This window comes from Rhodococcus sp. 14-1411-2a (assembly GCF_002259485.1).
GTDB lineage: Bacteria > Actinomycetota > Actinomycetes > Mycobacteriales > Mycobacteriaceae > Rhodococcoides.
Genome location: NZ_NPGA01000019.1, coordinates 269358 through 283396 on the forward strand (window position 1 = coordinate 269358; position 14039 = coordinate 283396).

A 14039-nucleotide genomic window follows, 5' to 3' on the forward strand; every position below is an offset into this window, starting at 1 on the left:
CGAACAGGCGTGGAACCTACGCCGAACCGGTATCGGCGTACGACGTCGGAGCTGCGGTGACGTCGTCGATCCTGTACTTCTCCGCTGCCTCGACGGCTTTGGACTTGTCGATCTCACCGGACGCGGCGAGAGCGGACAACGTGGCGACGACGATCGACTCGGCGTCGACGTTGAACACCCGTCGGGCGGCCGGACGGGTATCGGAGAATCCGAAGCCGTCGGTGCCGAGGGTGACGTAATCGCCCGGAACCCACTGGCGAATCTGGTCCGGAACAGCGCGCATCCAGTCCGAGGACGCGATGACCGGGCCGTTGGCGTCGGCCAGCGCCGAGGTGACGAACGGAACCCGCTTGTCGGCACCGGGGTTGCGCAGCGACTCCTTCTCGGCGTCTACGCCGTCGCGGCGCAGCTCGCCCCAGGACGTCACCGACCACACGGCCGAGCGCACGCCCCACTCCTCGAACAGCAGCTCACGGGCCCTGCGAGCCGAGACAATGCCGACACCCGACGCCAACAGCTGCGCCTCGGGTCCGTCGCCCTCCTGCGGAGCTGCGAACCGGTAGATGCCCTTGAGCAGACCCTCGACGTCGAGGTTCTCCGGCTCGGCCGGCTGTACGTACGGCTCGTTGTACAGGGTGATGTAGTAGAAGATGTTCTCGCCGCCGAAGCCTTCCACGCCCTCGGTGCCGCCGTACATCCGTCGCAGACCGTCCTTGACGATGTGTGCGATTTCGTACGAGAACGCCGGGTCGTAGGCCACGGCCGCCGGGTTGGTCGACGCCAGGAGTAGCGAGTGACCGTCGGCGTGCTGCAGACCCTCACCGGTGAGCGTGGTGCGACCCGCTGTGGCACCGAGGACGAATCCGCGAGCCATCTGGTCTGCCGCTGCCCAGAGACCGTCGCCGGTGCGCTGGAATCCGAACATCGAGTAGAAGATGTACAGCGGGATCATGACCTCGCCGTGCGTGGCGTACGAGGTGCCGACCGCGGTGAACGAGGACGTGGAACCGGCCTCGTTGATGCCCTCGTGCAGGATCTGGCCGACCGAGCTCTCCTTGTAGGCGAGCATCAGCTCCGAGTCCACCGAGGTGTACAGCTGGCCGTTTCGGTTGTAGATCTTCAGCGACGGGAACCACGAGTCCATACCGAACGTGCGGGCCTCGTCGGGGATGATCGGCACGATTCGGTGGCCGATCTCCTTGTCTCGCAACAACTCTTTCATGACGCGCACGAGCGCCATGGTGGTGGCGACTTCCTGCTTGCCCGAGCCCTTGCGCAGCGTCTTGTACGTGTCGTCGCCCGGCTGCGGCAGCGGCTTGACGTCCACTCGCCGCTCGGGGACGAATCCACCGAGCTTGTTGCGACGATCGAGCATGTACTGGATCTCGGGAGCGTCCGCACCGGGGTGGTAGTACGGCGGCATGTACGGATCCTTCTCGAGCTCCTCGTCGGAGATCGGGATGTGCTGGAGATCGCGGAACGTCTTGAGATCGTCGAGCGTCAGCTTCTTCATCTGGTGCGTGGCATTACGGCCCTCGAAGTGCTTGCCGAGGGTGTAGCCCTTGATGGTGTGCGCCAGGATGACCGTCGGCTGGCCCTTGTGCGACATCGCGGCCGCGTAGGCAGCGTGCACCTTGCGGTAGTCGTGGCCGCCGCGCTTGAGGTTCCAGATCTCGTCGTCCGACAGATCCTTGACGAGCTCCTTGGTGCGCGGATCGCGGCCGAAGAAGTGATCGCGGACGTAGCCGCCGTCGTTGGCCTTGTAGGTCTGGAAGTCGCCGTCGGGCGTGGTGTTCATGAGGTTCACCAGTGCGCCGTCGCGGTCCTTGTGCAGCAGCGAGTCCCACTCGCGGCCCCACACGACCTTGATGACGTTCCAGCCGGCACCGCGGAAGAACGACTCCAGTTCCTGGATGATCTTGCCGTTGCCGCGGACCGGGCCGTCGAGGCGCTGCAGGTTGCAGTTGACGACGAACGTGAGGTTGTCGAGGCCCTCGGTAGCGGCCACGTGCGCGAGTCCACGCGATTCCGGCTCGTCCATCTCGCCGTCGCCGAGGTACGCCCACACGTGCTGATCGGTGGTGTCCTTGATGCCGCGGTCGTTGAGATAGTGGTTGAAGCGGGCCTGGTAGATGGCGTTCATCGGGCCGAGACCCATCGATACCGTCGGGAACTCCCAGAAGTCCTGCATCAGGCGCGGGTGGGGGTAGGACGGCAGTCCGCCGCCCTCCTGCTCGTGGCTCGCTTCCTGGCGGAAGCCGTCCATGCGCTCTGCCGGGATACGTCCTTCGAGGAACGCGCGGGCGTAGATGCCGGGGGAGGCGTGACCCTGGATGAAGATGTGGTCGCCGCCGCCCGGGTGGTCCTTGCCGCGGAAGAAGTGGTTGAAGCCGACCTCGTAGAGCGCAGCCGACGAGGCATACGTGGAGATGTGGCCACCGACACCGACGCCGGGACGCTGCGCGCGGTGCACCATGATCGCGGCGTTCCAGCGGATCCAGGCGCGGTAACGGCGTTCCATGGACTCGTCGCCGGGGAACCACGGCTCGTTCTCGGTGGGAATGGTGTTGACGTAATCCGTCGACGTCAGCGACGGCAACGCGACGCGGCGCTCGCCGGCGCGCTCGAGCAACCTGAGCATCAGGTAGCGAGCGCGGTTGGGGCCGGACCTCTCCAACAAGCCGTCGAACGATTCGATCCATTCGTTGGTCTCGTCGTTGTCGATATCGGGCAGGTACGACGCGACACCCTCACGGATGACGCGGACCCGGCCGTCCGAGCCCTTCTTGCCTGCAGACGATGTGTTCTGCCGTTCGCCGCTGTTCACTTCGGACAACGTGTGCACTCCTCAATGTGGCGGACGCTCGGTGTGGCGCCCGGTCCCGGTAGTCCCGCCCCTGTGACGGCGGTCTACTTTCCTCGTTCTCGTGATTCCTCCCCAATCCTGCCGCATCTCGTCGGTTCTGGTAGTACAGAGGTCCGATACCCACCAGTAGAAATTTATGTACGCAATTTCGGCGCGGTCAGCTTGCGCGAACGGCTTCGACACTGTTCGCTTTGACTACTGCACCCACAATTCAAGGAGGTCACCACCGTGGTCGCCGCGGCGGACGCTCAGAACTACGCTCAGAAACTTGGCATCACTCGCGACATGGTCGTACAGGAGCTGGGCTGGGACGAGGACACCGACGATGATCTGCGCGCCGACGTAGAAGATGCGATCGGTGGCGAGACCCTCGACGAGGATTCCGACGAGGTGATCGACGTTGTACTGCTGTGGTGGCGCGACGGAGACGGTGACCTGGTCGATGCACTCATGGATGCGATCGGTCCGCTCTCGGACGATGGCATCGTGTGGGTCCTCAGCCCCAAGACCGGCATGTCCGGACATGTCGAACCCAGTGAGATCGCCGAGTCCGCCCCGACCGCAGGATTGACGCAGACCTCTGCGGCAAACCTCGGTGACTGGATCGGAAGTCGATTGGTTCAGCCCAAGACCCCTGCCACCAAGCGGTAGGGGAGATGCTCGATACAGGAAGACGGTTCTAGATGCCGATCGAGGTTGGCGCGGTTGCGCCCGACTTCACCCTCAAAGACCAGAACAATCAACTGGTCACGTTGTCGTCGTACAGGAACGTGAAAAACGTTCTGCTCGTGTTCTATCCACTGGCCTTCACCGGCACGTGCCAGGGCGAGCTGTGCAGAGTGCGCGACGAGCTACCGACCTTCGAGAACGACGAGACTGCGATCCTGGCAATCTCGGTGGGTCCGCCTCCGACCCACAAGATCTGGGCTGCAGAACAGGGTTACACCTTTCCGCTGCTGTCGGACTTCTGGCCGCACGGCGAGGTTGCTCAGGCGTACGGCGTGTTCAACGACAGCGCCGGATTCGCCAATCGTGGAACGTTCGTGGTCGACAAATCCGGAATCATCAGGTTCGCCGAAATGAACGGACCCGGCGAGGCTCGCGACAGTTCTTCGTGGGCCGAGGCTCTCGCACAAGTGAGCTGACCTGCGGAATTGTAGTTAGAGATCAGACACGATAAATTTCTCCAAGCGTTCCGGTGGCCCGGGGTTGTCCCCAGGCCACCGGCACTCGGGCGTATAGCTCAGCGGTAGAGCTCTGGTTTTACACACCAGCGGTCGGGGGTTCGAACCCCTCTGCGCCCACCACGATTTACCCAGGTCAAGCGACCTAAGCGAGTAGCGCCCCAGTCCGCAATATCGCGCCAGTCCGCAACTGGTCCGCAGTAGCAGAACTACCCGCTGTCTACCGTGAGTTACTCGGCAGGTTCGAACGCCGCGTCGAGCAAGAGCTGCGCGCGGTCCGTCTCGTCTGCGAACAGGTGGCCGTAGAGGTCGGCCGTCAGCTTCAGCGAGTGGTGCCCCATCCATTCCTGTACCTGTTTCGGCGGAACGCCGTTCGACAGGCAAATACTCGCGAAGCTGTGCCGCAAGCTGTGCAGTGTTACCGCGTCATCGATGCCGGCAAGCTCGGCAGCGGGACCTAGAACGCGCTTGGCGAAGTTGTTCCTTCTGAGCGCACCGCCGGCCGACGTCGTGAACACATATTCGTTTCCGCCTCGGCCGTCGCAGACCTGACCCAAGTGCGCAATAAGTCGAGCGGGGATGGGAACAGTGCGTTCCTTGTGATTCTTCGGATCGCCGACGACGAGCCGGCCGGCAACTTCGCTCACGGCGGTATCGATCCGTAGCGTCCGCTTGGCGAAGTCGACCCGAGAGACGCGCAACCCCGCCAGCTCGCCGAACCGGACGCCGCAACCGCCGAGTATCCGCAGTGCAAGCCCGCTCTCGCTCAGTTCGGCCGGCGGGACAATGCCGTTGTGCTCGGTCGCTCGACCCGCTTTCACGCGCTCGGCTGTCGTACTCGCTCGGTAGTCGGCAGCATGTGCGAGACGTTCGATCTCGGCGACGCTCAGATAGACCTTGTCGCTTGCGCGCATCTTCGGCAGCGGGACGTCCTTCGCCGGATTGGAGCGGAGCCGCTTCGATCGCACGGCTAGCTGGAGAATTTGGTGCAGCACTGCGTGGCAGTGCCGCACGCTCGACGCCGAGAGTCCGTCCGTTGTTTCGGCTGTGCCGTCTGTGAGTCCGCCGATCCATGCCACGATCTCGTCGTGGTCGACGTCGCGAAGGGGGACCGAGCCCCAACGTGGCTCGACATGCGTCCGCCACACACTGCCGTAGCCCTCGGCGGTCGCTGCCGTCTTGGACGCGTTGCCGGCGGTCCAGGACTTCGCGACTTCGCCGACCGTCGCCGCACTTTTGGTCGGATCGACCCAATCGCCGCGCGTCACGGCTGCGCTCTGCTCACGTAACCATGCGTTTGCGAGCTTCTGTGTCTTGAACGCTTTACTGTGCTCTCGGCCGTCGCTACCGACGTACCGCGCGAGCCACTGGAGGCCGGCACCCGCTCGCGCCGAGGGTGAGCCGTCTTTGCGTTTCCACCTGTTCTCGACGCGCGCACCGGTCACCCGTTTGGTGGGTAGGGACTCGACGCGGGGGAGAGGTTCGCTAGGCATGAGAGCACAGTAACAGTCCGTAAAACATTAAGCGGTCGGGGGTGCACTCCTGCGACACGAGATGTCGGATTGGTGCGTGTCGGTGAAAAACACGACGCGACTCTGACCAGCGAGTGGACGCTGGACCTAACAGCTTTGACGCGCGAGTCTGTCACGAAAATCATTGCCTGACAACATGTTTCGCTTGCCGGATGGATGGGTTCGTGTCATTCTTTCGTCCAGAGAGTTACCGGCGTCGACAGAACGTCGCCGGCCGATACAAACCCCTGGAGATGACATGCGCACGAACCCATCGACCGAACGGCTCAATGTCGCCGAGGCCGCAGCGTTTCTCGGCGTGAGCCGGCAGACCCTCTACAACCTGCGTTCGGCCGGCGCTGGTCCCGCGTCGTACAAGATCGGCGCGAAACTGTTCTTCGATCAGCGGGACCTCGACGTCTACGTGGCGCAGTGCAAAGCCGCAACGCTCGTCGGAGCGTGACCGGGGACCTCTACTCGTCATCCATCCCAAGGCCGGCTCAGCCCACAACTGCCGACGTTGAAAGATGGTCCCCTGCAATGATTATCGACCCCAGAACACAGAAATGCCCCCGACCGCAGTCGAGGGCATTCCGCGAAATAGACCTACCGCCAGATAGTCCGATCTCGTCTCCCGAGGCGATTCTAGCGCGAGCGGCCGACATTCTCGAGTCCCCCGTTTCATGGGGTTGCGTTGCGTTGCTCTGCAACGTCGTCGCGCTCGGTTCGTTCCTGGCGGGTGCGCGATGATTCGATTTGTCGAGTGCGAGCCGCACGAGTACGACGAAAGCTGCCGTGTCTGCCGTGATGCTCACGGCTCACGCTTCGACGGTTCACGCTATGCCGCCGACGAACGCCGGCTCGTGCTCCGAGCGATGGGCATTAGGTCGATTCGGTTGCAGAACCGCCTACTCGCCGAGGGTGGGGACGACTTGATCGACCTTGCAGTTCGGTGCTTGCAGTCCTTGCCGTCGTCGTCGCTCGAAACGCAGCTCGACACCACCATTCCGGCGCGTAGGACTGCTGGCGCGCCGGTCACCGATCGCACTCACCGTATGCGTGCCGTAGACAAACGGGACCCACGGAAAGCGCTCCCGAAAAGCACCGTGGACGTCTTGCGTGAGTTCTACCGCGCCGAGGGTCGACTCCCGGTCATCGTGCCGCTGGCCATCGGGGCCGAGGTCGCGGCCGAGGTCGGATTGCCGACGCGGTTCCTCATGCCCCAGAACTTGCGCGCCGAGCTTACGGCTCGATTCAGGAACGAACTTACGGAGATATTCTGATGCCCGACACAACGCCCGAGGCCGAGCTGAGGCTCTCGCGCCAGCACACTGGACAAGCTCGGTGGGCCTACGTCCTGGCCGAGAACCACGCTCACGACCTGATGTTCGTCCACGGGCTCGGATGGTTCGCCTATGACGGGACCCGCTGGAGCGAGGACCCGGACGGTGCTTCGGCGACGCAGAAACTTCTCGCCCTCCTTCGGGTGGCCCGATCGAACGAACTCGTGGACAAAGACACGCTCTCCGAAATTGCGTCCTGCGAGCGTGCGAGCGGGCTTGCCGGGGTGCTCAGCATTGCGGCGAAGCTGCCAGCTCTGCATTGTTCTGTCGACCAGCTCGACGCCGACCCGAACGTTCTCAATGTGGCGAACGGGACCGTCGACCTCCTCGACGGCGCTCTGCGAAATCACGATCCGGCCGACCGGATCACGAAAGTGACACGCGCGGCGTATCGACCCGAGTCCCGTTCCGTGGCGTGGGAGAGATTTCTGAAGTCTTCGCTACCCGACGCCGAGGTTCGCGCGTTCCTACAGCGATACGCCGGTTACGCGCTCGGTGGCCGAGTGACCGAACACATTCTGACGATCCTGCACGGAGAGGGTCGCAACGGTAAGGGAGTTTTCTACGGCGCTCTGAATCACGCTCTCGGATCGTATGCCGGCATCGGCGAGTCCGAGTTGTTCCTCGATCGCAGAGGCGCTCACACCACCGGCGAGATGGACTTACGCGGACTGCGACTGGTCACCGTCTCCGAGACCGGACAGGGTGCCCAGCTCGCCGCTGCGACGGTGAAACGACTGGTCGGTGGAGACAGGATCAAGGCTCGTCGGATGCACCGAGATTTCGTGGAGTTCGAGCCGAGTCACTCGCCGTTTCTCGTGACGAACCATCTACCGAAGGTGCGCGGCGACGATCCGGCGCTATGGGCACGTCTGCGCGTCGTCCCGTTCGGCGTGGTGATCCCCGAGGCCGACCGAGTGAAGGACCTGCCGGCAAGCCTGGAACTCGACGCGGACGCCGTGCTCGCGTGGACGATGGCCGGCAGACGCGACTACCTGGACCGTGGAGACCTCGCAGCTCCCGAGGCCGTGAAGGGTGCCACGGCAGGTTATCGGCGCGCGCAGGACGCAGTGAGCCAGTTCCTGGACCAGGTGATGGAAATCGACGCCGACGAGAAGGCCCTCCTGTCGACGGTCTACAGCCGGTGGACCATGTGGGCCACCAAGAACGAGCAGCCGCCTCTGGCGAAGAAAGCTTTCCGTGAGGCACTGGAAGCCCGGAACGTGCCCGTACGGATTTCGACCGGCAAGCAGAACTACGTGTTCGGCTACCGACTGCCGGAGCGAAAGCTGGTCCTCTCCTCCTCCCAGGATTGAACCGGAAATGCCCGGAGGGGAAAAAGGGGAATTGAAAACCTAATCCCCCATGTGTACGCGTGGGGCAATTACACATTGAAATCCCCTTTTTCCCCTCACCCACCATGACCAGAACTAATAAGCACACCCTAAGTGGAAGAAAGAGAGCATCACATGACCATCACACGGTTCGATCCATCGACGCCGCCGACGAACCCGGACGACATCGCCCAGGAAATCGGTGAGGACGAGAGTCCCGACGTCCTCAGTTCCGATGCCGTGAAGGCAGGAAACCGAGCGGCGATGACCGACGCCGCCGAGCGCGAAGCCCGGTTGATCGTCGGGACGACTCAGGCAGGAGCCCGAGAGCGCGACTTCCGACTCTCGGAAGACCGAGCAACAGCCGAACGTGCACGCGCCCAGATCGACGCACAGCGCGGTGGACCGACGATCTCGACCGCACTGCGCGGAGAGGCCGGCGAGGCCGTGAGCGAGCTTCTACGGCTCGATGACATCGCACGGCAGGCATCGGCCATCGAACACCGCGTAAACGCCGAGGTCGGCGAACTGGAGGCGGCGAAGGCCAAAGCGGCCGAGGATGCCCTACTGGACGGCTTTCTGTCGGAAGGGTGGGATGCCAGCGCGTCGAAGAGGGCCGTACCGCCGATCCTCACGCCCTTCATGGCGCACAACGAGCACCAGCGGCCCGTGGGTCGGCCGGAAGGCTTCGCCGTGGACGTGCGCACTCGACTCCGCCGGCAGCACGCCGAACGCAACGCCGAGCGGGTTCGCAACAACCTCGAGAGCATCGAAAAGCTGCTCAGTTCTCGCACACTGTCGATTCTCGATAGCGCCGGTACGGCAGCGGACGCCCTTGAGGCAGCGGGCCTATCGGTCGACGCCAGCGCAGAAGACATCATCGAGCAAGACGACCCGGCGGTCTCGGCAGCCTGGCGAGCATGGCGGGAAGCCGTGGTCCGGTGGACCGAGGTCCAGTCGACGCGCCGTTGGCTCGCAGTGGCGCTGTCGAACGGGTTCGATCCGAAACGGCCTCTGGAGTTGCTGAACGGCACAGACGCCGAACGGATTTCGTGGGAGCGGCAATTCGTGGGAGCCGAGGTAGGGGTCCGTGTAGAGGGGTCCCATATGGCCCTTGTCTGGTGGCTCGCACATGGCAGGCCACCGGCCGCAGGGGTAGCGGCACTGGACGAAGTGGAGGCAGCACAGTGACCGCCAAGAACCGAGGGGTTGGTCGTTACCTGTCCGACGACCATCACGTTGCGTCCGTGTTGAGAGCCAAGAAAGCTCAGCTGGAACGGGATGAACGACGACGCGCGCACGAGAACGAGATGTCCGCCAAGCGATCGAAGCGGCAGTCAGAGCGAGACGCCGAGGCGGACAAGGTGAAGTCGCAACTGGTCGCCGGCACCGAGAGTAATACCTCTGATGGAGGGTCGCCGCTCAAGTCGGCTCAGCGTCGCGAGAACGCCGGTCGAGGGTTCGGGAAGTACCTCGACCAGTAGGCGCACAGCGTGGCGTACAGCCCCGGCATTCCATCGCGGAGTGTCGGGGCATCGTCGTCTCGACCCCTAGGGGGTCCACCTCCCCCCACCCCCTCAAACGGAAGGCAGCCCCGTACTGCGCTCTGGCAGGGCTGCGGTGCTAACTGTATCGGCCCCGGTAGCCTGAGCTGGCGTTTTACCCCCTCTGGTACCCCTCCAAGCCGACCGTAGAGCGACGTTACAGCCACTAGCGGGGCGAAACATGCTCTCGCTTAACATCTTTCGCTCGAACGAGCGGCGGGAAACACAAGCGGGGCGAACTTTTGACAGCGCGGATACCGTAGTTCCGAGCGTCTAATCGGGTGCTCGAAGACGTCGAAAAGGATTGCGCGCCATGCCTATCACTCCACCAAGCGCCAGCACCAAGACCGAGCATCTCGCCGCCGCCGAGGCCGCTCTAGCGAAGGCGTACCGTCTCGCCGACAAGTCTTACGAGATTTCCCCCGACTTCCATGCCCTGCTCGCGTCGCTTCACCTCGGCATCGCGGGGCTGAAGTGAGCGCCGAGCGGGTAGACCTCGCAGAAATCTTCACCGCCAAAGCCGCCGAGTTGGGGATGCAGCTCGACGCCGACGACCTGGAGGTAGTGCGCCGAGCGCAACAGGCAGCCGATGCGGCCGACCGCTGCGCGCGTGACCTCGCAACGCCGGGACTCTCCACCACAGGTGCCCGTTCGTTGATGGCCGAGCAACGCGCGCAGAGCCTCGCACAAACCAAGTTGATGGCCGACGTTGACCGTCGTCTCGGAGTCGCAGCCGCGCAAGGTGGCGCGAGAGGCATCCGAGGCACGTACACCGGCGACGGCAGTCAGAACCAGACCCGCGACTCTGAGCGGGCCAACCGTCGCGGGGAGACTCGGCAGAGCCGCACGGCCGCTCGGAGGGCATGAGATGGCCCGCCCGATCGCCGTACCGGTGAAGCCGGACACCAGCAGGGCCGGCGACGAGCTACCGGCCGACCTTCGGCCCGACGCCTGGCGCGAGTGGCTGTCCGAGGTCCACGACGAGCCGACGACGGAGTTCGAGAAGGACATCGCCTACCCGGACGGCTGGACCGCGAACCCGTTCGGCTCGACGGCCGAGAAGCGGGCCTACGCCCTCCCGACGCCGGTCGATTGGTGGCGCGAAGAAGTGGCCGCACAGCTGCAATGGCGTGCCCGCGACGACTGGAGGGCCGCGCAGTGACCACCGCCGACGTCTCTCTGATCGTACCTGCGACGTGTCCGCGCGGACACGTCCTGGAGCCCCGCACCGTCACCCTGGACGTTCGGGTCGTCCAACACACGAAGACCAGCCGACGTCTCGACGCGACAGCCTGGCGGTGCGTTCCCTGCGTCCGAGCAGATTGCTACACCGCGCACACGGGTGAACCCGCACCCGCCGAAATACTTCGCGCCGAGTGCTTCGCGCGACAGCACGGATGGAACAGCACCAGCGGGTGGCACCGTCGCGTGCGCTTCGGCAGCGGTAGGCAGTTCTCCGACCGCGACGCAACCCCGGACAAGACCGACAAGAAACGGAACAGAAGCATGACCTATCGGGACCCGACCGCCGTCGCCGCACTGAGTGCCACCGTTGGCGTCACGCAGAACCGACTCGAAACCACCTGGCGCGACTATCTCGACCCTGACGAATTGCCGACCGAGGCCGACCGGCAGGAAGTCGAGCAGCTCGGGCTCGACGCCTGGCGCGAAGCGCGCGCGTACCGGCGCTACCGCGCCACGCGCGGACGTGCGGCCTAGTGGCTGCGCAGCGTGGCGGGTATCTCCAGCGCCGGCGGCAGCGCCCGCCGATTGTCCGGCACGTTCTCAGTCCGCAGCCAGTCCGCAACTGGTCCGCAGAACTCGATTCTGACAGCGGTAGCGCGGGGGAGATACCGGTAGGAATAATGCACGTAGTGCCTGTTAAAGACGGTAGTGGTCGGTAAAGCAAGATCACGACACGTTGCCGTCGAAGTCGCAGAACCGGTAATTTACACACCAGCGGTCGGGGGTTCGAACCCCTCTGCGCCCACCGTCTTCCAATACGCGGCTCGCCGGGACCCCGCACAACGCGCCCGATGCTCCTCTGGCAGCCGTTCATCCGCGCCGAAGAGTGTGTGGCTGGGTTCAGCCGTGGTGTTACGTTCGACCCGCACCCGACGACACCGACACGAGGCGGACGATGTGACCCGGTACGACGCACTGACAGAACTTCTCGACGAGAGGTATTCGTGCCGGCAGTTCCTGCCGAAGCAGGTCTCGCGTGAGGTACTCGAACAGTTACTGTCTGCCGCCCGGCGCACACCTTCTTGGTCCAACACCCAGTCGTGGCAGATCATCGTGACCGAAGGCAATGCCACCCGGAAGTTCTCCGACGCTTTGGTGGAGCACGTGGCGTCCGGTGTGCCGCAACCGGACTTCCCGTTCCCGGCGAACTACAACGCTCTGCACCGTGCACGGCGACGTGAATGCGGTGGCGCGCTGTACGAAAGCATCGGCGTGGTCAAGTCCGACACCGAGGCGACGACGCGTCAATTCATTCGCAATTACGAGCTGTTCGACGCCCCGCACGCGGCCATCATCACCACCGACGCCGATCTGGGTGTGTACGGCGCGGTCGATTGCGGTTTGTATCTGCAGACTTTTCTGCTGGCCGCGCAGAGTCTCGGTGTCGGAGCGATCGCACAAGCAGCCCTGGCCGCGTACTCACCGTTTCTGCACGAGTGGTTCGACATCCCGGACACTCGAAAAGTGGTGGCCGGCATCTCCTTCGGCTACCCGGACGAGACACACTCGATCAATGGATTCCGTACCAGCCGAGCTCCTTTGGACGAGACGGTCACGTTCGTCGGGAGCTGACATCGTCGAGCGCTCCCGACTGCGACGGCAGTCCGTCGGCGACTCGGCTGCCGGTCCGCAATCCGCCGTAGGTCTTCTGCCGGATGGTCGCGAGGGTGATCATGCCGATCACGGCCGAGCCTATGACGAAGTAGGCGGGTGAAACCGAGCTTCCGGTGCGGTCGATCAGCCACGTCGCAATGTAGGCAGCGGTCCCACCGGTCGCGATCGTCGCAATGTTGAAGCCGAGAGCGACGCCGGTCAATCGAACTCGCGAGTCGAACAACGACGGGAACAGGGGAGCGGTTGCCGTCTGGATCAAGGGTGTGCCTACCGCGAAGAACATGAAAGCAATTGCAGCAACGAACAACCCGTGACCACTCATCATCGACATTGCCGGGTACGCGAGCAGTGCCGAGGCGAGCAATCCGCTGGCCAGCACACGCACGCTGCCGAACCGATCTACCAGCAACCCGGCGAGCGGCATGGACGCCGCGACGAGCACGATCACACCGGCCGCAGTCCAGGTGACCGAACTCTGACTGAATCCACCTTCGCGCACCAAATGGATGCCGATGTAGGTGAGCACCATGTATCCGGTCGCGTTCTGAGCCACACCCAGTCCGAAGACCTGCAAAACCTGCTTGGGGTGAGTGCGAAGCAGTTCGGTCAACGGTGCCTTCGCGACTTCGTTTTCCGCGACTGCGTTGACGAACTGCGGGGTGTCTTCGATTCGAGTTCGGGTCCAGAGGCAGAACAGCACCAGTGGGATGCCGAGCAGGAACGGAATTCGCCAGCCCCAGCTGGTCATTTGTGCATCGGTGGTGAGAGTGGAGGTGACGGCCACAGCGATGGCCGCGAGTGCGAAACCGCTGTTGCTACCCAATGCGACGAAAGATGCGCCGAGCCCCTTGCGTTTTTCGCCGACCGTCTCGTAGACGTATGTGAGCGCGCCTCCGAGTTCGCCACCGGCCGAGAAGCCCTGGACCAGACGGGCGATGACCAACAGGATCGGCGCGAGAACCCCCGCGTTCTCGTAGGTGGGGAGGAAGGCCATCAGTGCACTGCCGACGCCCATAAGCAGAACAGAGAACAACAAGGCGCGCTTGCGGCCGTGTCTGTCACCGAGGCGGCCGAAGAAGATTCCGCCGATCGGACGCATCAGGTAGGCAGATGCGAAGACGGCCAGACTCGCGAGCAACGACGCAGTCGGGTCGTCGCCGGGGAAGAACAATGGGCTGACGACGACCGCGAGGTAGGCGTAGACGGTGAGGTCGTAGTACTCGACGATGGTGCCGACCGTGGCAGCGAGTACGCCACGGCGTCTGGTCTGCTCAGGGGTGCGAATGGTGGCCACGGACTGCTCCGATTCTGTGTGCGACGGCGACGAGGGGGCGAGATCTGCACGTGTCGTCACACCTTAACCGGTTAAATGTGTACATACTTCGAAATAGTGAACAA

At 63.8% G+C, this 14039-nt stretch carries 15 protein-coding genes and 1 tRNA gene; 13 read left to right on the forward strand and 3 right to left on the reverse strand.

What is annotated here, in order from left to right; genetic code table 11:
* Positions 1-16: 16 nt before the first annotated feature.
* The gene (gene aceE / locus CH291_RS19935; protein WP_094688552.1) at positions 17-2836 is read right to left on the reverse strand and encodes a pyruvate dehydrogenase (acetyl-transferring), homodimeric type; all 2820 of its coding nucleotides are present in this window, start codon (positions 2834-2836) and stop codon (positions 17-19) included.
* Between the two features lie 258 nt (positions 2837-3094).
* Between aceE and CH291_RS19940 the strand changes: the two genes are divergently transcribed.
* The 3 genes from CH291_RS19940 (at position 3095) to CH291_RS19950 (ending at position 4173) form a co-directional block, all read left to right on the forward strand.
* Positions 3095-3517, forward strand: a complete 423-nt coding sequence (locus tag CH291_RS19940) for a DUF3052 domain-containing protein (protein WP_032379129.1) — start codon at positions 3095-3097, stop codon at positions 3515-3517.
* Between the two features lie 32 nt (positions 3518-3549).
* Complete coding sequence (locus tag CH291_RS19945; RefSeq protein WP_094640166.1) at positions 3550-4011, forward strand: peroxiredoxin; 462 nt, start codon at positions 3550-3552, stop codon at positions 4009-4011.
* An 87-nt stretch (positions 4012-4098) separates the two neighbouring features.
* Positions 4099-4173, forward strand: a tRNA-Val gene (locus tag CH291_RS19950).
* 107 nt (positions 4174-4280) lie between these two features.
* Here the strand turns inward: CH291_RS19950 and CH291_RS19955 are convergent.
* Positions 4281-5543 carry a tyrosine-type recombinase/integrase gene (locus CH291_RS19955; protein ID WP_094688428.1) on the reverse strand — a complete coding sequence of 421 codons (1263 nt, stop codon included), beginning with the start codon at positions 5541-5543 and terminating at the stop codon, positions 4281-4283.
* Positions 5544-5820: 277 nt separating this feature from the next.
* On the opposite strand from CH291_RS19955, the gene CH291_RS19960 reads away from it, so the two are divergent.
* The 10 genes from CH291_RS19960 to CH291_RS20000 all read left to right on the forward strand — a co-directional run bounded on the left by CH291_RS19960 (position 5821) and on the right by CH291_RS20000 (position 12599).
* Positions 5821-6024: a helix-turn-helix transcriptional regulator gene (locus CH291_RS19960; RefSeq protein WP_179276617.1), complete on the forward strand. Its 204-nt coding sequence runs from the start codon at positions 5821-5823 to the stop codon at positions 6022-6024.
* A 652-nt stretch (positions 6025-6676) separates the two neighbouring features.
* Complete coding sequence (locus CH291_RS26895; RefSeq protein ID WP_179276618.1) at positions 6677-6844, forward strand: hypothetical protein; 168 nt, start codon at positions 6677-6679, stop codon at positions 6842-6844.
* Positions 6844-8220 (forward strand): DNA primase family protein, encoded by a 1377-nt coding sequence (locus tag CH291_RS19970; protein ID WP_094688431.1) that lies wholly within the window; start codon positions 6844-6846, stop codon positions 8218-8220. Before CH291_RS26895 ends, CH291_RS19970 begins: the two co-directional genes overlap by 1 nt.
* A 153-nt stretch (positions 8221-8373) precedes the next feature.
* Positions 8374-9429: a hypothetical protein gene (locus tag CH291_RS19975; protein WP_094688432.1), complete on the forward strand. Its 1056-nt coding sequence runs from the start codon at positions 8374-8376 to the stop codon at positions 9427-9429.
* Positions 9426-9722, forward strand: a complete 297-nt coding sequence (locus tag CH291_RS19980; RefSeq protein ID WP_094688433.1) for a hypothetical protein — start codon at positions 9426-9428, stop codon at positions 9720-9722. The genes CH291_RS19975 and CH291_RS19980 overlap by 4 nt, the downstream gene beginning before the upstream one ends.
* A 373-nt stretch (positions 9723-10095) precedes the next feature.
* Positions 10096-10260, forward strand: a complete 165-nt coding sequence (locus tag CH291_RS26900) for a hypothetical protein (RefSeq protein WP_179276619.1) — start codon at positions 10096-10098, stop codon at positions 10258-10260.
* Positions 10257-10649 carry a hypothetical protein gene (locus CH291_RS19985; RefSeq protein ID WP_094688434.1) on the forward strand — a complete coding sequence of 131 codons (393 nt, stop codon included), beginning with the start codon at positions 10257-10259 and terminating at the stop codon, positions 10647-10649. Before CH291_RS26900 ends, CH291_RS19985 begins: the two co-directional genes overlap by 4 nt.
* A 1-nt stretch (position 10650) precedes the next feature.
* Positions 10651-10944 carry a hypothetical protein gene (locus CH291_RS19990; RefSeq protein ID WP_094688435.1) on the forward strand — a complete coding sequence of 98 codons (294 nt, stop codon included), beginning with the start codon at positions 10651-10653 and terminating at the stop codon, positions 10942-10944.
* 344 nt (positions 10945-11288) lie between these two features.
* Positions 11289-11501, forward strand: coding sequence for a hypothetical protein (locus tag CH291_RS26590; RefSeq protein ID WP_143545959.1), 213 nt, complete (start codon positions 11289-11291; stop codon positions 11499-11501).
* Positions 11502-11924: 423 nt separating this feature from the next.
* On the forward strand, positions 11925-12599 hold the full coding sequence (locus tag CH291_RS20000; protein WP_094688437.1) for a nitroreductase: 675 nt from the start codon (positions 11925-11927) through the stop codon (positions 12597-12599).
* Here the strand turns inward: CH291_RS20000 and CH291_RS20005 are convergent.
* Positions 12580-13935 carry an MFS transporter gene (locus tag CH291_RS20005; protein ID WP_094640410.1) on the reverse strand — a complete coding sequence of 452 codons (1356 nt, stop codon included), beginning with the start codon at positions 13933-13935 and terminating at the stop codon, positions 12580-12582. The two genes, CH291_RS20000 and CH291_RS20005, sit on opposite strands and share 20 nt — an antisense overlap.
* Positions 13936-14039: the final 104 nt, after the last annotated feature.